Raw genomic sequence first — 20285 nt, forward strand, 5'->3', positions numbered from 1 at the left:
TCCCTGAATTGCAGACATAAAAAAACCCGCCGGAGCGGGTTTTTATGAAAGCGTTACGGGGCAGTAATTACTGACCTTTAACTTCTTTCAGACCGTTGAACGGAGCAGGAGTACCCGCAGCCGCCAGCGCTTCTTCGATACGGATCAGCTGGTTGTATTTAGCAACACGGTCAGAACGGCTCATAGAACCGGTTTTGATCTGGCCAGCAGCGGTACCCACAGCCAGGTCAGCGATGGTCGCATCTTCAGTTTCGCCTGAACGGTGAGAGATAACGGCAGTATAGCCAGCGTCTTTCGCCATTTTGATCGCAGCCAGAGTTTCGGTCAGAGAACCGATCTGGTTGAATTTGATCAGGATGGAGTTAACGATGCCTTTGTCGATACCTTCTTTCAGGATCTTGGTGTTGGTGACGAACAGATCGTCACCGACCAGCTGGATTTTGTCGCCCAGAACTTTAGTCTGGTAAGCAAAGCCAGTCCAGTCAGACTCGTCCAGACCGTCTTCGATAGAAACGATTGGGTACTGTTTAGTCAGGTCTTCCAGGAAGTGAGTGAACTCTTCAGAAGTGAACGCTTTGTTGCCTTCGCCAGCCAGAACGTATTTGCCATCTTTGTAGAACTCAGATGCCGCACAGTCCATCGCCAGAGTGATGTCTTTACCCAGTTCGTAGCCTGCTGCTTTAACCGCTTCAGCGATGACAGCCAGCGCTTCTGCGTTAGAACCCAGGTTTGGCGCGTAGCCACCTTCGTCACCAACAGCAGTACCCATGCCTTTAGATTTCAGCACTTTAGCCAGAGTGTGGAACACTTCTGAACCCATACGGATAGCTTCTTTCAGCGTTTTAGCGCCAACAGGCTGGATCATGAACTCTTGAATATCAACGTTGTTATCAGCGTGTTCGCCGCCGTTGATGATGTTCATCATAGGCAGTGGCATAGAGTATTTGCCTGGGGTGCCGTTCAGTTCTGCGATGTGTGCGTACAGTGGCAGACCTTTAGAAGCCGCAGCCGCTTTAGCAGCAGCCAGGGAAACAGCCAGAATCGCGTTAGCACCGAACTTAGATTTGTTCTCAGTACCGTCCAGATCGATCATGATCTTGTCGATGTTAGCCTGATCTTTCGCGTCTTTACCGGTTACAGCCTGAGCGATAGGACCGTTAACCGCAGCAACGGCTTTCAGTACGCCTTTGCCCAGGAAACGGGATTTGTCACCGTCACGCAGTTCCAGCGCTTCGCGGGAACCGGTAGAAGCACCTGATGGCGCAGCAGCCAGACCAACAAAACCACCTTCCAGATGAACTTCAGCTTCTACGGTCGGGTTACCACGGGAGTCGATGATTTCACGGCCGATAACTTTAACGATTTTAGACATTAAGATTTCCTCAGTACAAGTTAACTAAAGCTTCAGACAAGAGATGCGCCAATGGCGCATCTCTTCCCCGGTATTTTATTTTACCTGACGCTTCTGATACTCACCGGCAGCCTTCACGAAGCCTGCAAACAACGGATGACCATCACGCGGCGTTGACGTAAATTCTGGATGGAACTGACAAGCGACAAACCACGGATGGTTAGGCAGCTCGATGATTTCCACCAGTTGCTTATCGCCAGAGCGACCGGCTACGCGTAAACCTGCGGCTTCGATTTGTTTGAGCAGCATATTGTTCACTTCGTAACGGTGACGATGGCGTTCAACTATTGTCGGCTCGCCGTACATCTCACGAACCAGGCTACCGTCGTTCAGGTGACATTGCTGTCCGCCCACACGCATGGTGCCGCCTAAATCACTGTCTTCGGAACGTACTTCGACGTTACCTTCTTCATCGCGCCATTCGGTGATGAGTGCAACCACCGGGAACTTACAGTCTGGCACAAATTCGGTGGAGTTGGCGTTCTCCATACCCGCAACGTTACGGGCGAACTCAATCAGCGCAACCTGCATACCCAGACAAATGCCCAGATAAGGAATGTTATTTTCACGTGCATAACGCGCCGTTGCCACTTTCCCTTCCACACCACGGTAGCCGAAGCCACCCGGGATAAGGATCGCGTCCAGGCCTTTCAGCACCTCGACACCACGGGTTTCGACATCCTGAGAATCGATAAGTTTAATGTTCACGGTCAGACGATTTTTCAGGCCGCCGTGTTTGAGCGCTTCAATCACAGATTTATAAGCATCTGGCAGCTCAATGTACTTACCGACCATGCCGATAGTCACTTCACCGCCCGGATTGGCTTCTTCGTAAACAACCTGTTCCCATTCGGACAAGTTGGCTTCCGGTGCGTTGATGCTGAAACGTTTACAAATATAGTCGTCCAGACCCTGAGATTTCAATAGGGCCGGGATTTTATAAATAGAATCAACGTCTTTAAGGGAGATAACCGCTTTTTCCGGCACGTTACAGAACAACGCAATTTTCGCGCGTTCGTTGGCAGGCACTGCGCGGTCAGAACGGCAAATCAGCACGTCCGGCTGGATACCGATAGACAGCAGTTCTTTTACAGAGTGCTGGGTCGGTTTGGTTTTCACTTCACCGGCTGCCGCCATGTAAGGCACCAGTGTCAGGTGCATATACAGCGTGTGCTCACGGCCCACTTCAACCGCCATCTGACGAATCGCTTCCAGGAACGGCAGGGATTCGATATCACCGACAGTACCGCCAATTTCAACCAGCACGACATCGTGGCCTTCGCCGCCTTCAATGATGCGTTCTTTGATGTTGTTGGTGATGTGCGGGATAACCTGGATGGTTGCGCCGAGATAGTCGCCACGGCGCTCTTTGCGCAGCACGTCGGAATAAATACGGCCCGTGGTGAAGTTGTTGCGACGAGTCATCTTGGTGCGGATGAAGCGCTCGTAGTGACCCAGATCGAGATCGGTTTCAGCGCCATCTTCGGTAACGAAGACTTCGCCATGTTGAGTTGGGCTCATCGTACCCGGATCCACGTTGATATACGGGTCCAGTTTCATGATGGTCACGTTGAGGCCACGGGCTTCGAGAATAGCCGCCAGAGAGGCTGCGGCAATGCCTTTACCCAGAGAGGATACGACCCCGCCGGTCACAAAAATATAATTAGTTGTCATGCTGAACCTGAGAGGTTAGGTTTAAAGATGATGGAGTAACCAAGACGGGAAAACAGTATACCGGAACCTTGTGTGCGCCACAAATAAACGTTTTGCTGTCCATCATCGTTTTCCTTACCGTCAGTTCAGAAGGGTTAACCCTGCCAGCGCTGTTCTTTCATTCGTTCAAAAACAAACAGTTAGCTTGTAAAAAGTGCTGTGTTGTTCGCATGACGCACTAAAACATCTTAGATTTCAATTTGTTGGACTTTACTGCTCTCAGATCAGCCGGTTAAGCACTGAATGACATTGAGCTTAACCGTTTCAGCAGATTCAGATCTTGTTTCCGATCAAAGTCGGAGAGCTAACTCAGCCTTCCTGCTTTTTCACCTGCTGCCAGGCGTCTTCCATCTGCTCAAGTGTAGCATCTTCCATGTTTAAGCCTTTTCCACGGATAATTTCCTCGACCTGCCTGAAACGGCGCTCAAACTTGCGGTTGGCCGCCTGCAACGCATCTTCCGCTTTGTGGCCTAAATGGCGGGAAAGATTCACCGTCGCGAACAGCAGGTCGCCGATTTCCTCGCCGAGCTTTTCTTCATCGATCACTGCCTGACGCGCTTCAAACATCACTTCGTCGATCTCTTCGTAGACTTTGTCGAGCACCGGCCCGAGTGTGGTCCAGTCGAACCCGACATTCGAACAACGTTTCTGAATTTTGTGTGCTTTCATCAGCGCAGGCAACGCGGAAGGAATGTCATCAAGCGCCGAATGCAGGGATTTCTCCGCCCGCTCTTGTGCCTTACGCGCTTCCCATTTGACCAGCACATCCTGACTGCTGGCGTCTTTCGACCAGGCCGATTCCTGCCCAAAGATTTGCGGATGGCGGCGCTCTAATTTGTCCGAAATAGCATTGCAGATATCGTCAAACTCAAACAGCCCTTGTTCGCTGCCCATCTGCGCGTAAAACACCACCTGAAACAGCAGATCACCCAGTTCGTCGCGCACATCGTCGTAATCTTTGCGGGCGATGGCATCCAGCACTTCGTAGGTTTCTTCCAGCGTGTACGGGGCAATCGTCTCGAAAGTTTGCTCTTTATCCCACGGGCAGCCCGCTTCAGGGTCGCGCAGGGTTTTCATAATGGTGAGCAGGCGTTGTAAAGAAGAGTCGGTCATAGGATCTGTCCGTTTTAAAAGAGATGAGTCAAAAACATAAAAGAAAAGGCCCGACTGGCGGGCCTTATAAGCGTTTGATCAGCTGCCGTGAAGCCGCTTGGCTTCAATTACATCCGGCAACTGGTTCAGTTTGGCAATCACACGTCCCAGCACCTGCGGGTTGTAGATTTCGATATCCATGTCGATAGTCGCCAGTTGCTGGCGTGTGTCGCTGCGGCTGGCAACACCGAGTACGTTCACTTTTTCATTGGCAAGAATCGTGGTGATATCACGCAGCAGGCCGCTGCGGTCGTTAGCCACCACACGTACCACCAGTGAATACCCGCTGGAGTAACTTTCGCCCCATACGGCATCGACCACACGTTCCGGCGCATTCGAACGTAAATCTTCCAGTTGATCACAGTCGGCACGGTGGATGGAAATCCCGCGGCCCTGAGTGATGTAACCGACGATTTCGTCGCCCGGGATCGGCTGACAACAGCGCGCAATGTGGTGCATCAGATTACCGACACCTTCAACCACCACGCGGCCATTGTCTTTGGTACGGGTCGGTGGCGGTGTGGTTTTCTGCGTCAGCTGGCGCAAAGCTTCTTTATCCAGCTCTTCCGCACTCGGCTTTTTCAGCTGCGATTGCAGGAAGTTCACCATCTGATTCAGACGGATATCGCCGTTACCGATTGCGGCCAGCACTTCATCCAGCGAGTTGACGTTGTAGCGCGGCAGCAGCAGTTTCTCGGCATCTTTGATGCTGATATCCAGTCTGTCCAGCTCGTCATCGAGGATTTGTTTACCGGCAATAATGTTCTTATCGCGATCCTGTTTACGGAACCAGTTTTGAATTTTCGAGCGCCCGCGGCTGGTCGTGACGTAACCCAGACTTGGGTTCAGCCAGTCGCGGCTTGGGTTCGCATGCTTCTGGGTGATGATTTCAATCTGATCGCCCATATGCAGCTGATAGGTGAACGGCACGATGCGGCCGCCAATTTTCGCCCCGATACACCGGTGCCCCACATCACTGTGGATGTGATACGCAAAGTCGAGCGGCGTGGAGCCCATCGGCAGGTCGATCACGTCGCCTTTTGGCGTAAACACGTAGACGCGATCGTCGAACACCTGGCTGCGCACTTCGTCGAGCATTTCGCCCGAATCGGCCATTTCTTCCTGCCACGCGATAAGTTTTCGCAGCCAGGCAATACGACCTTCGTAGCCCCCGCTGCGGCCACCGACCACAGCGGTGCCTTCTTTGTATTTCCAGTGCGCCGCGACGCCCAGCTCAGCATCTTCATGCATCTGACGCGTACGGATCTGCACTTCCAGCGTTTTCCCACGCGGCCCCAGCACCACGGTGTGAATCGACTGATAACCGTTCGGTTTCGGGTTGGCGACATAATCGTCGAACTCATCCGGCAGATGGCGGAAATGAGTGTGCACAATCCCTAATGCGGCGTAACAATCCTGTAAACGCTCCACCACAATACGCACGGCACGCACGTCGAAGAGTTCGTCGAAGGACAGGGATTTCTTCTGCATCTTGCGCCAGATGCTGTAGATATGCTTGGGACGGCCGTAAACATCAACTTTGATGCCCTCTTCGGCCATCGCATTTTTAACGGTCGAGACAAAATCGTCGATGTACTGCTCACGGTCGATACGGCGTTCATGCAACAGTTTGGCAATGCGTTTGTATTCGTCAGGATGCAGATAACGGAAGCAGAAATCTTCCAGCTCCCATTTCAACTGGCCGATACCCAGACGGTTAGCCAGCGGCGCATAAATATTGGTACATTCTTTGGCCGCCAGTACGCGCTCTTCTTCCGGCGCATCTTTCACTTCGCGCAGATGAGCGATACGTTCAGCCAGTTTCAGCACCACGCAGCGGAAATCTTCCACCATCGCCAGCAGCATGCGGCGGACGTTGTCCACCTGCTCGGAAGCCATGGAATCGTTTTGCGTGGCTTTCAGCTGGCGGATGGCATCCATATCACGCACGCCATGTACCAGATCAGTAATGGCTTTACCGAACTGTTGGGTCAGGGTGTCTTCATCAATGATGCCGTCATCAACCAGCGGAAACAGCAGCGCCGCGCGCATACTGTCGTTATCCATGCTGAGGGTCGAGAGGATTTCAACCATCTCCAGACCGCGCCATAGCAGCAGCGAGGCGTCAGGATGGCCCTGCGTTTGTTGCTCGCAGTAGCGCCAGGTTTCGGCTAAACGCTCACATGATTGCTGGCTGGACAGTCCTAAACTATTGATCCAGTCGTCGAGCGCGAACTCGCCAGCCGTGTTCAGATGTGCACTTCTTACCGCAACCATACCCTCTCCCTACGTTTCTGACACAACACCTGTGTCAGACGGGTTGATAAACAGAGCCATCGATTCAAGGTGACCGGTGTGCGGGAACATATCCAGCATACGCACCCCGGCCAAACGATAACCCGCCTCCAACAAAATTTTACTGTCCCGCGCCAATGTTGTGGGGTTGCATGACACATACACCACACGCGCCGGGGCAAGCTTAACAATATGCGTCATCACGCCAGCAGCGCCACCCCGGGCCGGGTCCAGCAAGATTTTATTGAAACCTTGTGCCGCCCAGGGTTGTTTACTGACATCATCTTCCAGATTCTCATGGAAGAAGGACACATTCTCTAATCCATTATTCCGGGCATTATCTTGCCCATTCGCCACCAGTGTAGCAACACCTTCGACGCCGACAACCTGGTTAGCTCTTTTTGCCAGCGGAAGGGTAAAATTCCCCATCCCGCAGAACAAATCCAGCACGCGATCTTCCGGCGTCAGTTCCAGCCAGTCCAGGGCCTGCGCCACCATTTGCTGGTTAACGGCGTCATTCACCTGAATAAAATCGCGCGGGCCAAATTTCAGATTCAAACCATCAATCTGATAATAAGGGGGTTCGCCGCACAAAGGCTCCAGAGTCTCGCTGTCAGGCGCCAGAAAAATCGTTAACTGATGTTGCGCCGCAAACGCCGTCAGGCGCGCACGATCGGCTTCACTGAGCGGATCAAGATGACGCAGCACCAACAGCGGGCCGTTATCCGCCAGCACCATTTCCAGATGCCCGAGGCGTTTCGCCGCCGATAATGACGACAAACATTCCTGCACCGGCACCAGCAGTTGCTCCAGCTCAGGCCGCAGCACCGGGCAACGGGTAATCGCCACCAGATCGTTGGAGCCTTCCTGACGGAACCCCATCACCAGCGGGCCGCTGACGGCACCGGCTTTACGCCCCGGTTTAACGCCCGCAATTTGCAATCCCAGACGCGCACGACGGCGGTAACCGTATTGCGGACCGGCAATCACTGGCAGCGGATCCGCCAGAATACCGGTTTCGCGGGAAATCAGGCGTAATAACGCCGCTGATTTACTGCGCTGTTGCAGTGCCTCGCTGGCGTGCTGCTGTTGACACCCGCCGCAAGTGGAATAGTGCGGACACAGCGGTTTTACCCGATCGTCGCTGGTGGTCAGCAAACGCTTCAGCTTACCTTTGGCGTACTTGCTTTTATCTTCTGTTAAAGTGACTTCGGCCTGTTCGCCGGGCAGTAAACCACTGACAAATACGGCTTTGCCATTGTGGCGTGCCACACCTTGCCCGAAAGTATCAAGGTCGGTGGCGGTCACAGTTATCGTTTGCCGGGTCGTCACGCGACGGTTCGGAGAGTAGAATTGAGCCATTATTGTCGATTACACGCTGGTTTATTAAGCTTACTTTAGCTAATTCTCCCACATTGGAACCTCATGACCAAATATAGCCTTCGCGCACGGATGATGATCCTGATTCTGGCACCGACATTAATGATCGGTTTGCTGCTCAGCACCTTCTTTGTGGTGCACCGCTACAACGAGTTGCAGAACCAGCTGACAGAAGCCGGAGCCAGTATTATCGAGCCTCTGGCAGTCGCAAGCGAATATGGCATGACGTTCCGGGAACGCGAACCGGTGAAACGGCTGATCAGCCGTCTGCACCGTAATCACTCTGATATTGTACGCAGCATCAGTGTGTTTGATGGCGAGAACAAACTGTTTGCCAGTTCGACCAGCCAGCATGACGACAGTCCGTTGCAGGTAAAACGCATCGAAGACATTCCGCGCGAGCTGACGAAAACCCGTTCCGGCGATGTGCTGATCCTGCGCACGCCCATTCAGGCTGAAAACCATACGGAAGCGGATGACGAAACCTTCAGTGCCTCGCCGGACAACCGGCTGGGTTATATCGCCATTGAACTGGATTTACGTTCGGTAAAACTGGCGCAATATCAGGAAGCGTTCGTATCCACCATGCTGTTATTGCTGTGTCTGGGTATCGCCACGCTGTTCGCTTACCGCCTGATGCGCGACGTGACAGGACCGATCCGTAACATGGTGAATACCGTTGACCGCATCCGCCGCGGGCAGCTCGACAGCCGCGTGGAAGGCAACATGCCGGGCGAACTGAGCATGCTGAAAAACGGCATTAACTCGATGGCGATGTCGCTGACGGCCTACCACGAAGAAGTGCAGCAGAATATCGATCAGGCAACGTCAGACCTGCGCGAAACGCTGGAGCAGATGGAAATCCAAAACGTCGAGCTGGATCTGGCGAAGAAACGTGCCCAGGAAGCGGCGCGTATCAAATCTGAATTCCTGGCGAACATGTCCCACGAGCTGCGAACACCGCTCAACGGCGTGATCGGCTTTACCCGCCAGACACTGAAAACACCGCTTTCGCCAACGCAGGCGGACTATCTGCAAACCATTGAGCGCTCCGCGAATCACCTGTTAACCATCATTAATGACGTGCTGGATTTCTCCAAGCTGGAAGCTGGCAAACTGGTGCTCGAGCATATTCCGTTCTCGCTGCGTGAAATGCTCGATGAAGTGGTTATTTTGCTGGCGCACACCGCGCATGATAAAGGTCTGGAACTGACGCTGAACGTCCACAACAACGTGCCGGAAAACGTGCTGGGCGATCCGATGCGCATGCAGCAAGTGGTGACTAACTTGCTGGGAAATGCGATTAAATTTACTGAAACCGGCAACATCGATATCAATGTCGAGCTGCGTTCGCAGAACAATTTGCAGGTGGAACTGGAAGTGCAGATCCACGATACCGGCATCGGGATTTCCGAACGTCAGCAGTCGCAATTGTTCCAGGCTTTCCGTCAGGCTGATGCCAGCATTTCGCGCCGACATGGCGGCACCGGATTAGGGCTGGTGATCACCCAGCGTCTGGTGAAAGAAATGGGCGGAGACATCAGTTTCTACAGCCAGCTGAACCGCGGTTCGACCTTCTGGTTCCACGTCACGCTCGAGCTGAATGAAAACCGTCATATTACGCCGGTTTCCATGAATCATCTTGAAGGCAAACGTCTGGCCTATGTTGAAGCCAATCCGGCGGCGGCGAAAGCCACGATGGAAATCCTGCAGGCCACACCGCTGGATATCACACATCGCACCACGCTGGCTGCGCTTCCTGAGCCATGGTACGACATCATGTTGTGCAGCATTCCGGTCAAACCGGATCAGGTTCTGGCGGACTACGAGGGTAAATTGCAGAAAGTGCTGGGCATGACACAGCACCTTCTGCTGGCGCTGCCGAGTCAGTTCCAGGTGGATGCCGAAGAATTGAAAAGGCGTGGCGTTCAGGCCTGTCTGATTAAACCGATGTCGAGTATCCGCCTGCTGCCGCTGTTGTTACATGAACAACAGGCTTCCGTCAGGGTGATCGGTAACGACGAAGATAAAACCTCGCGTCTGCCGCTGACCGCCATGGCGGTGGATGACAATCCGGCAAACCTCAAACTGATTGGCGCCTTGCTGGAAGAACTGGTGGAAACCACCGTGCTTTGTCACAGCGGTGAAGAAGCCATCGATGTCGCACGTCATACCGATCTGGATATTATTCTGATGGATATTCAGATGCCCGATATCGACGGCATTCGCGCCAGCGAAATCATCCACCAGATGGCGCGCCATGCCAAAACGCCGGTGGTGGCCGTCACCGCCCACTCGCTGAGCGGCGAGCGTGAACAGTTACTGAAACTGGGGATGGACGATTACCTGTCTAAACCCATTGATGAAAGCATGCTGAAAAATGTTCTGTCGCGCCATCATCAGCATCAGACACAGCTGGATTCACCGTTGCAGGCCAGCGAGTCACTCGCGCCGATCAGCACACTCGACTGGCAACTGGCACTGAGTCAGTCAGCCAATAAAGTCGCGCTGGCGCAGGATTTGCTGCAAATGCTGGTGGAGTTTCTGCCGCAGGTGGCAGAACGGGTGGAAGCCGTCACGCGTGGCGAACCGGACGACGATATTCTGGCGCTGATCCACAAGCTTCATGGCAGTTGCAGCTACAGCGGCGTACCGCGTCTGAAACGACTGTGTTTCTACATTGAACAACAGCTTCGTCAGGGCGTCAGCGTGGAAACGCTGGAACCGGAATGGTTTGAACTGCTTGATGAAATTGACAACGTGAAGCGCGCAGCAGTGGCGTATTTACCGAGGTAGTCATTAAAAAGATTAACGCCCGGCATCGTCCGGGCGTTTTCGTGTCGTCAGAACCAGGTCGTCACCGCGCCGGTCACATCCCACTGTTCATTCACCAGCAACAACTGACGCCATTTGTCGAACGTCAGGCACGGATGACAGATATCAAACACCAGCATGTCGCCGACTTTCAAATCCGCATCTTCCGGGATCGACATAAACGCATGCTGATCCATCATCGCGAATACTTTCCAGTCGTCAGGCGCGGGCACCACCGTGGTGTATCCGGCCTGTGTGGCGCTGCGCGGACGAAAATGTCCGGCCGCTTTCGGGTATCCGGCATCATAACCGGCATCACGTTTGCCGAACGCAATAATGGCCCTGCCCGGTTCCGGCAACGACTGCACGGCTGCCCAGACCTGCAACGCTGGCTGTAAACTGCTGTTCATTTCACGCGCCACCGGATTGCTGGTTTGCATGCGTTCCAGCGCCGCCTGATACGCGCCAACGTCGTGTGTCACGTAACAACCGGAACGCAGAATGATATCCAGCACGTAGCGTTTTTCTGCATCAAGATGGGTTTCTTCCCGCGTCAGTTCCTCGGCAACCACATCGAACCAGGCGGAACCTGCACCGGTCAAAATCACCTGGGGTTCAGCAAATTCTCCGGCCTGCGCCAGCGCTTCGGTACGTGTCATCACGTGACGCAGGAAACGGCGGATCACCGCTTCATCATTGCTCACGCCTTCATAAAGCTCGACGCCGACCAGCGCCAGTGACTGCGGCCAGCGCTTCACCGCCGCCAGTACGTCGGCTTCCTGTTGTTCGGTGCGAATACCGGTGCGCCCGCCCGTTATGCCGTACTCAAACATCACCCGCAGTTTCTGCCGCTGGCTGGCAAAATAGTGCCCGAGCGCATCGGCGTTCTCAGCAGAATCAACGATGCAGGTAAAATCAAATGCCGGGTCATCACGCAGCAACCCGGCAATGATTGCCATGTTGCCTTTCCCCACCAGCTGATTCGCCATGATCACTTTGCGCACACCGTGCCGGAACGCGGCATAAACCTGCGGTGCCGTTGCCAGCGTGATGCCCCATGCGCCGAATTCCAGCTGCATCTGATATAACTCAGGGCTCATGGTGGTTTTGCCGTGCGGTGCCAGTTTGAGCTGATAACGCTGGATAAATTCACGCATCCAGGAAAGGTTGTGTTCGATTCTCTCTTCGAGCAGCACCGCCACCGGCAGGCTGACGTCTTCACGCAGGATATTCCAGCCCTGTTCACGGATATCGCGCATGCGCGCACCGTCATTCAGCGGCCCCAGCCCTTTCGTTTGCGTATTAACCGGCTGCTGTGAAAAATCGATCTCTGACATACGTGTTTTCTCATTGGCGAATGTCTTTAAAACCTAACGTAAAACCGAGGGAAATAAAATACAAAAACCGGCGCAGGCTGGGCCTGAACACCGGTTTTATATCCTGAGTGCTGTCGGTTAAAGCTTTTGCGATAACTTAATAGTGGCGGCAATATTTCGTGCTGATTTACGCAAGTTGTCTGCGGCGTTTTTCAGGGCATCATCAAGCGTACAAATGCTGTAGAGCACGCTGAAAACAGCATCCAGACCATGGTCGTAAACGACATCAACATCTTTTGTCAGACTGCCGGCAATACCAATCACGGGCTTGTTGTAACGTTTAGCCACCCGTGCCACACCAATTGGCACTTTGCCATTGATGCTCTGACTGTCAATCCGCCCTTCACCGGTAATCACCAGCGTGGCATCTTTCACCAGTTCATCCAACCCCAGCGCATCGGTGACGATCTCAATGCCCTGGCGCAGTTCGGCATGACAGAACCCGTAAAGTGCCGCTCCCATGCCACCGGCAGCACCGGCTCCGGGAACATGCTCAACGTCAATACCCAGATCCTGTTTGATCACCCGGGCGTAATGATGCAGATAGCCGTCGAGCTGTTCGATCATCTCCGGTGTTGCCCCTTTTTGCGGGCCAAAGATGGCAGAAGCTCCGTCCTTGCCGGTCAGCGGATTCGTGACGTCACAGGCCACTTCAAAGCGGCATGTTTTAATTCGCGGATCCAACCCGCTGATATCAATGTGGTGCAGTTTTTCCAGCTCGCCTCCGCCCTGACCAATAGATTTGCCATCTTTGGTCAGCAACTTCGCGCCCAGCGCCTGCATCATGCCAGCGCCACCATCGTTGGTAGCGCTGCCACCAATCCCGATAATGCAGTGTTTTACGCCGTGGCCGAGAGCAGAATGGATCAGTTCACCTGTACCATACGACGTGGTTTTCAGCGGATTACGTTGCGCCGGAGGAACACTTTCCAGCCCGCTGGCCGCCGCCATTTCGATGAAAGCGATTTTCTCATCACCTGAAAGGCCAAAAAACGCTTCAAGCGGGGTGCCCAGTGGTCCGGTGACATTCACCTTCACCACACGCCCACCGGTAGCCGCCACCATGGCCTCTACCGTGCCTTCGCCGCCATCGGCAACCGGCAACTTGACGTACTCTGCCTCGGGGAAAATCTCACGGAACCCACTCTCGATGGCTTTTGCCACATCCAAAGCAGACAAACTTTCTTTGTATGAATCCGGTGCGATCACTATTTTCATAAAGTCATTACCTTCATAAACTGCACGCGCCGATGTGGAAAAGCGTCCTGTCAGTTTTGCATCCTGCCTGAAGGGCCGCGCGCCGGCCGTGTTCATTCAGCGCCGCGCGTCCGCCGCAGACTAACGGGTAACTTCAACCTTCGCTAAGGTTTCATAATAGCGTGCAATAGCGCTATGGTCAGATTGCCCGTGACCATCCGCTTTCAATGCCTGCATCATTTCCATGACCAGCGAGGTCAGAGGCAGTTGTGCGCCGACGCTGTGTGAGGTGTCCAGTGCGTTCGCTAAATCTTTGATGTGTAAATCAATACGGAAGCCCGGTTTGAAGTTGCGATCCATCACCATCGGCGCTTTCGCTTCCAGCACAGTACTGCCTGCCAGACCACCACGAATTGCCTGGAAAACCAGATCCGGATCCACGCCCGCTTTGGTTGCCAGCACCAGTGCTTCTGACATCGCCGCAATGTTCAGCGCCACAATCACCTGGTTCGCCAGCTTGGTCACGTTGCCTGCACCAATATCACCGGTATGCACCACCGAACCCGCCATGGATTTCATGATTTCATAGCATTTATCAAACACAGCTTTGTCGCCACCCACCATGACAGACATAGTGCCGTCGATGGCTTTTGGTTCACCACCGGAGACCGGCGCATCGAGCATCGCGATTTGTTTAGCGGCCAGCGCCTCACTGATTTCACGACTTGCCAGCGGCGCGATAGAACTCATGTCGATGAAAATGGTGCCCGGACGAGCGCCTTCAATCAGACCATTTTCGCCCAGCGCCACGTCTCTCACCTGCGGCGAGTTTGGCAGCATGGTGATGATCACATCAGAAACCGCAGCCACCGCTTTTGGTGTGTCTGCGGCTGTCGCGCCGAGTTGGACAATTTCGCCGACGGTATCCTGATTGCGGTCCATAACGACCAGCTCGTAACCTGCTTTCAGCAGGTTTTTGCTCATAGGCTTGCCCATGATGCCTAAACCAATAAAGCCAATTTTCATTCGGGTATCCTCTTTATATTGATGTAATGAGAGCGAATCACTGGGTGAAGCGATCGCACAGCGCCTGTGTGCCTGCACGGAAAACGCCTAAATCACTGCCGACAGCCACGAAGGTCGCTCCCCACTCCAGATAACGGCGCGCATCCGCTTCAACCGGTGCCAGAATACCGCTCGGTTTGCCATGCGCTTTTGCACGCGCAAAGATGTGACGGATAGCGGCCTGCACGTCCGGGTGTCCGGCGTTGCCCAGATGACCCATGCCTGCGGCCAGATCACTCGGGCCGACGAAAATGCCATCGATGCCATCAACGGCAGCAATCGCGTCCAGATTATCGACGCCCTGCTGGCTTTCGATTTGCACCATCACCGCGATGTTGTCATTGATGCTGTTGAAGTAATCCGGCACGGTGCCGAACATGTTGCTGCGGTGGGAAACGGAAACGCCGCGGATCCCGGCAGGCGGATAACGGGTCGAAGCAACGGCCAGCTCAGCCTGTTCCTGTGTTTCCACAAACGGCACCAGGAAATTGTAGAAACCGATATCCAGCAGACGTTTAATCACCACCGGATCGTTGAATTGCGGACGAACTACCGGCGCGCTGCGGCTGCCTTTCAGCGCCATCAGCTGCGGCACAAAAGTGCTAACATCGTTTGGCGCGTGTTCGCCGTCGAGCAGCAGCCAGTCAAAACCTGCGAGGCCAAGCACTTCGGTTGAGATCGGGCTGGATAATGCTGACCAACAGCCAATCAGGGTTTTCCCTTGCAATAAGTCCTGGCGGAACCGGTTTGGAATCATTTGATTACTCATATCTGACCTCATAAAAGGGGGCAGAGCCGGGATGCCCGGATTACCCCGCATCGCAATTTACTATTTCTTAAGTTCCAGACGTTTGATATCGCCGACCACCAGCAGATAGCAAAGCATCGCCATCAGTGCTGAACAGCCCACAAAAATTAATGCCATATTGAAAGAATGCAGACCTTTCACGATGTAGCCGATCACCAGCGGCGTCACGATGGAGGCCACGTTACCGAACACGTTGAAGATGCCGCCGCACAGACCGATGACTTCTTTTGGCGCAGTATCCGCAATCACTGGCCAGCCGAGCGCTCCGAAGCCTTTACCGAAGAACGCCAGCGCCATCAGGGTGACGACCAGTACGTTATTGTCCGTGTAGTTACACAAAATGATGCTGGTGGCTAATAACATGCCCAGCACGATAGGAATTTTACGCGCCACGGTCAGCGAGTAGCCGCGTCTGATCAGAAAATCTGAGAACACGCCACCCAGCACACCGCCCGCAAAACCACACAGCGCAGGAATTGCGGCAATCATCCCCACTTTAAGAATAGACATGCCCTTTTCCTGAACCAGATAAATCGGGAACCAGGTCAGGAAGAACCACGTAATACTGTTAATGAAATACTGTCCGAAGAAGATCCCAAGCATCATGCGGCTGCTCAGCATCTGACGAACGTAGCTCCATTTCGGGCCACTTTTCGCGCTGTCCGTTTTCTTGTGGTCGATATCAACAACGGCACCGCCGTCTGTCAGATACTCCAGCTCACTTTTAGAAATATGTGGATGTTCCGGCGGGTTGTGAATGAATTTGATCCATACCAGCGTCAGCACAAAACCCAGCACGCCCATCACGATGAAAACATGTTCCCAGCCCCAGGCATAAGTCAGCCAGCCCAGCAAAGGCGAAAACAGTGCCAGTGAGAAATACTGTGCGGAGTTAAAAATCGCGGAAGCCGTGCCGCGTTCAGTGGTCGGGAACCAGGCAGCCACAATACGGGCGTTCGCCGGGAAGGATGGAGCTTCGGAGAAACCGAGCATGAAACGCAACATGAACAGCGTCAGTGCGCCGTACGCCAGCGGGAACCAGCCCACAAAACCCTGCAACAGGGTGAACAGCGACCAGAAGAACAGGCTGTAGGTGTACACTTTTTTGGAGCCAAATCTGTCCAGCAGCCAGCCGCCGGGCAATTGCATAATCAGATAAGCCCAGCCGAACGCGGCAAATATTTGTCCCATGTCGGCAGCATCCAGGCCCAGCTCACGCGCGACCTCGGTTCCCGCGATAGAGAGCGTGGCGCGGTCAGCGTAATTCACCGCCGTGATTAAAAAGATAATCAGCAAAATATAGTAACGGATATGGGTCCGTACCTTACTTTGCGCGATTGTCCCGGACTGAGATTGAATGTTCATGGTGACCCTCATTGTCATAATGCGAAAATTTTTCAGGGAGCTCACCGTTATTGAAATAACGTTTTTCGTTCACCTGTGGTTATTCGCCGTACAGCGTCTTAATTCGAAACAGGCAATAAACACTTTATTTATGATCGCCTGAAATTTACCTGTATTACTTTCAACGTCACCTTCAGAGGGCCAATACAGTATAAAAAGGAGGCCACGAAATAACACTGTGCATTCGCCCAAGAATAGCCCCGTTGATTGTGACTATTCTTTTGCATCCACACATCGGTGTGGGAGGAGAATCACAGATTGTGCGGAACCGATAACCGCTCAAATCAAAGGGTGATTTACATCACATTTATTCTGTCACCTGCCACACAGAATGACGTTCATCGGGCAAAAAGCTGGTCAGTTGCACAATGAGGTTGCCGGAAGACTGCCTTATAATGGATGCCATACCCTGTATTACCAGAGCATGTTTACAAGAACATTATTGAGCGTCAACTTCAGATAATTTACCGGAATTTTTTGTTCCGGGATGTTTAATAAACGCGGAGACAGTTATGTCACGTAATAAAGATAAAGAACACGCTACCGAAGCGCTTTTTATTAAAGTTCATGAAAGCGATAACGTGGCGATTATTGTGAATGACAACGGCTTAAAAGCCGGCACCCGATTTGCGAACGGTCTGGAATTAATTGAGCATATTCCGCAAGGCCATAAAGTGGCGTTAGAACCCATTGCTAAAGGCGGCGATATTATTCGTTACGGAGAAGTCATTGGTTATGCCGTACGGGATATCGCGCAGGGCAGCTGGATTGATGAATCCCTGGTGGAATTACCGGTCGCCCCTGAACTTTACAGCCTGCCGCTGGCCACCCGTGTGCCACCCGCGCTGCCACCACTCGAAGGCTATACCTTTGAAGGCTACCGCAATGCCGACGGCAGCGTCGGCACCAAAAATCTGCTGGGAATCACCACCAGTGTGCACTGCGTGGCGGGCGTAGTGGATTACGTAGTGAAAATCATTGAACGTGATTTACTGCCGAAATTCCCCAACGTCGACGGCGTCGTGGCACTGAACCATTTGTACGGTTGCGGTGTGGCGATTAACGCTCCTGCGGCCATTATCCCGATCCGTACCATCCACAATCTGGCGCTGAACCCGAACTTTGGCGGCGAAGTCATGGTGGTCGGTCTGGGCTGTGAGAAGCTGCAACCCGAGCGCCTGCTGGAAGGCACGCCGGATGTGCAGGCGATTTCACTCGATGACACGCACATTGTGCGTTTGCAGGATGAGCAACATGTCGGTTTCCAGTCGATGGTTGACGATATCCTGACGGTCGCACAATTTCATCTGGAACGCCTGAACCGCCGCCAGCGCGAAACCTGTCCGGCTTCCGATCTGGTTGTGGGCACACAATGCGGCGGCAGTGATGCCTTCTCCGGTGTCACCGCCAACCCGGCAGTCGGTTACGCTTCGGATTTGCTGGTGCGCTGCGGTGCAACAGTGATGTTTTCAGAAGTCACAGAAGTGCGCGACGCTATCCATCTGCTGACACCGCGTGCCGCCGATGTGGACGTGGGCAAACGTCTGCTGGAAGAAATGGCCTGGTACGATAATTATCTGTCGCTGGGTCAGACCGACCGCAGCGCCAACCCGTCTCCGGGCAACAAAAAAGGCGGTCTGGCTAACGTGGTTGAAAAAGCACTGGGTTCGATTGCTAAATCCGGTACCAGTGCGATTTCAGAAGTGTTGTCTCCGGGACAACGTCCGACCAAAAAAGGCCTGATTTACGCCGCCACACCGGCCAGCGATTTCGTCTGCGGGACACAGCAACTGGCTTCCGGTATTACCGTTCAGGTATTCACCACCGGACGCGGTACGCCATACGGCCTGCTTGCCGTGCCGGTGATTAAAATGGCAACACGTACCACGCTGGCAAACCGCTGGCACGATCTGATGGATATCAATGCCGGGACAATTGCGACCGGTGATGCCACCATCGAGGATGTGGGCTGGGAGTTGTTCCACTTCATTCTGGACATCGCCAGCGGCCGCAAAAAAACCTGGTCAGACACCTGGGGCATCCATAATGCGCTGGCGGTGTTTAACCCGGCGCCGGTAACCTGAGTTACCGTTTTGCGGATAAACGAAAGGCCAGCAATGCTGGCCTTTTTTGTGCGTCTGATTTGATTCACAACTTACTGCGCCGCAGCGGCACCGGTTTGTTCTGCACCCACCAGCCCGACTTTCAGGTAACCGGCTTTACGCAAGTTATCCATCACGCTCATCAGCGTTTCGTAATCGACACTTTTGTCCGCGCGGAAGAAAATCGTACTCTGCTTGTTACCCTGAGTACGCTGATCCAGCATCGCGGTCATATTATCGCTGTTCACGGGCGTGTCGCCGAGGAACAGTTGCTTGTCAGCTTTCACCGACAGGAAAATCGGTTTCTCCGGACGCGGCTGCTGTTTTGCCGTCGAAGCCGGTAAATCCACCCGCACATCAACGGTGGCCAGCGGTGCCGCCACCATGAAGATGATCAGCAATACCAGCATGACGTCGATAAAAGGCGTGACGTTGATGTCATGCATTTCACCACTTTCGTCGATATCGTCGTTTAACCGAATAGCCATAATCTGTTCTTACCCTACGCGTAACTGACCTGTCTGACCGCGTGGCGCATTGCCTTCGCTGGCAGCCAGATCCAAATCACGGCCCTGTAACAGGATAATCTGCGCCGCCACATCGCCTACCTGATGACGGTAAGAGGTGATGGTACGGGCGAAAATATTGTAGATGACCACCGCAGGGATGGCTGCAACCAGACCCACAGCCGTGGCCAGTAAGGCTTCGGCGATACCCGGTGCGACGACCGCCAGATTGGTAGTCTGCGTCTGTGCGATACCGATGAAGCTGTTCATGATGCCCCATACGGTACCGAACAGGCCGACGAAGGGAGAGATTGCTCCGATGGTCGCCAGAATACCGTTGCCACGGCCCATGTAACGACCCGCGGCGCTGACGCGGCGCTCAAGGCGAAAACCGGTACGCTCTTTAATGCCGTTGTTGTCAGTCGATCCGGCAGACAGTTCCAGCTCGTTCTGCGCATCGCGGATCATCTGCGCGCTGATGCTGCTGGCAGCGAAACTTTCAGCCTGCTCGGCGGCTTCGTCCAGCGTACGAACGGAGGACAACGCATCAAATTCACGGCGCATACGGCGTTTGCCCGTGAAGACTTCCGCACCCTTGCTAAATAACAATGCCCAGGTGACCACAGAAGCCAGCAGCAGACCGATCATGACGGTCTTCACCACCACATCAGCGTGATGGTACATGCCCATAACAGACAAATCGGTTGGGATCACGGGTGCCGTCTCTGCTGGCGCGGGTTGCATCACCGGAGCTGGCGTTGCGTCACCGGTCGCCGGTGCGTCAGCCGTTGCAGGTTGAGTTGCTGCAGAATTGACGGCTTGTCCCGCCGGCGTCGCAGGTGCAGCCATCGCGTTGCCGCTCAGACCAGCAACCAACATTAACGACATCAGTAATGAGGTCGCCTCTTTCATCTTATTGCGAGCCGTTTTCACGCGTCGCCTCCAGCCAGAATCAGTGTGTAGAAGGAATGAATAACGCCGAATGATATCAAAGAAAAAGGCCTAATTGATAGTCGTTCTCATTATTATTTACATTGTCCCGCCTGCCGCCCGACGTGTCAT

At 53.7% G+C, this 20285-nt stretch carries 14 protein-coding genes; 2 read left to right on the forward strand and 12 right to left on the reverse strand.

Annotated elements, in window-relative coordinates; all coding sequences use genetic code 11:
• Positions 1-67: 67 nt before the first annotated feature.
• From eno to rlmD, 5 genes are all read right to left on the reverse strand, one after another.
• The gene (gene eno, locus GW591_RS20635) at positions 68-1372 is read right to left on the reverse strand and encodes a phosphopyruvate hydratase (RefSeq protein WP_013573995.1); all 1305 of its coding nucleotides are present in this window, start codon (positions 1370-1372) and stop codon (positions 68-70) included.
• A gap of 75 nt (positions 1373-1447) precedes the next feature.
• The gene (gene pyrG, locus GW591_RS20640; protein WP_013573994.1) at positions 1448-3085 is read right to left on the reverse strand and encodes a glutamine hydrolyzing CTP synthase; all 1638 of its coding nucleotides are present in this window, start codon (positions 3083-3085) and stop codon (positions 1448-1450) included.
• 348 nt (positions 3086-3433) lie between these two features.
• Positions 3434-4237, reverse strand: a complete 804-nt coding sequence (mazG, locus tag GW591_RS20645) for a nucleoside triphosphate pyrophosphohydrolase (protein WP_166861324.1) — start codon at positions 4235-4237, stop codon at positions 3434-3436.
• A 78-nt stretch (positions 4238-4315) separates the two neighbouring features.
• Positions 4316-6553, reverse strand: a complete 2238-nt coding sequence (relA, locus tag GW591_RS20650) for a GTP diphosphokinase (RefSeq protein ID WP_013573992.1) — start codon at positions 6551-6553, stop codon at positions 4316-4318.
• Positions 6554-6562: 9 nt separating this feature from the next.
• Positions 6563-7933, reverse strand: coding sequence for a 23S rRNA (uracil(1939)-C(5))-methyltransferase RlmD (rlmD, locus tag GW591_RS20655; protein ID WP_119261242.1), 1371 nt, complete (start codon positions 7931-7933; stop codon positions 6563-6565).
• A gap of 63 nt (positions 7934-7996) precedes the next feature.
• On the opposite strand from rlmD, the gene barA reads away from it, so the two are divergent.
• Complete coding sequence (barA, locus tag GW591_RS20660) at positions 7997-10747, forward strand: two-component sensor histidine kinase BarA (RefSeq protein ID WP_013573990.1); 2751 nt, start codon at positions 7997-7999, stop codon at positions 10745-10747.
• A 47-nt stretch (positions 10748-10794) separates the two neighbouring features.
• Here barA and GW591_RS20665 read toward each other — a convergent pair whose 3' ends face one another.
• The 5 genes from GW591_RS20665 to GW591_RS20685 all read right to left on the reverse strand — a co-directional run bounded on the left by GW591_RS20665 (position 10795) and on the right by GW591_RS20685 (position 16576).
• Positions 10795-12102: an amino acid deaminase gene (locus GW591_RS20665; RefSeq protein ID WP_166861326.1), complete on the reverse strand. Its 1308-nt coding sequence runs from the start codon at positions 12100-12102 to the stop codon at positions 10795-10797.
• A 117-nt stretch (positions 12103-12219) separates the two neighbouring features.
• Positions 12220-13359, reverse strand: a complete 1140-nt coding sequence (locus GW591_RS20670; RefSeq protein WP_013573988.1) for a glycerate kinase — start codon at positions 13357-13359, stop codon at positions 12220-12222.
• A 120-nt stretch (positions 13360-13479) separates the two neighbouring features.
• Positions 13480-14418, reverse strand: coding sequence for a 2-hydroxy-3-oxopropionate reductase (gene garR, locus GW591_RS20675; protein ID WP_269147805.1), 939 nt, complete (start codon positions 14416-14418; stop codon positions 13480-13482).
• A complete protein-coding gene (gene garL / locus GW591_RS20680) occupies positions 14402-15172 on the reverse strand; it encodes a 2-dehydro-3-deoxyglucarate aldolase (RefSeq protein WP_013573986.1) in 771 nt (256 codons plus the stop codon). Before garL ends, garR begins: the two co-directional genes overlap by 17 nt.
• 60 nt (positions 15173-15232) lie before the next feature.
• Entirely contained in the window at positions 15233-16576 is a 1344-nt protein-coding gene (locus tag GW591_RS20685; RefSeq protein WP_015689387.1) for an MFS transporter, read from the reverse strand.
• 551 nt (positions 16577-17127) lie between these two features.
• On the opposite strand from GW591_RS20685, the gene garD reads away from it, so the two are divergent.
• The gene (garD, locus tag GW591_RS20690) at positions 17128-18699 is read left to right on the forward strand and encodes a galactarate dehydratase (protein ID WP_013573984.1); all 1572 of its coding nucleotides are present in this window, start codon (positions 17128-17130) and stop codon (positions 18697-18699) included.
• A gap of 71 nt (positions 18700-18770) precedes the next feature.
• Here the strand turns inward: garD and exbD are convergent, their stop codons facing one another.
• Together exbD and exbB are read right to left on the reverse strand one after the other, a co-directional pair.
• On the reverse strand, positions 18771-19205 hold the full coding sequence (gene exbD, locus GW591_RS20695) for a TonB system transport protein ExbD (RefSeq protein ID WP_013573983.1): 435 nt from the start codon (positions 19203-19205) through the stop codon (positions 18771-18773).
• Between the two features lie 9 nt (positions 19206-19214).
• Positions 19215-20135: a tol-pal system-associated acyl-CoA thioesterase gene (gene exbB / locus GW591_RS20700; protein ID WP_191996295.1), complete on the reverse strand. Its 921-nt coding sequence runs from the start codon at positions 20133-20135 to the stop codon at positions 19215-19217.
• Positions 20136-20285 lie beyond the last annotated feature (150 nt).

The sequence above is a fragment of the Rahnella aceris genome (genome assembly GCF_011684115.1).
Taxonomy (GTDB): Bacteria; Pseudomonadota; Gammaproteobacteria; order Enterobacterales; family Enterobacteriaceae; genus Rahnella; species Rahnella aceris.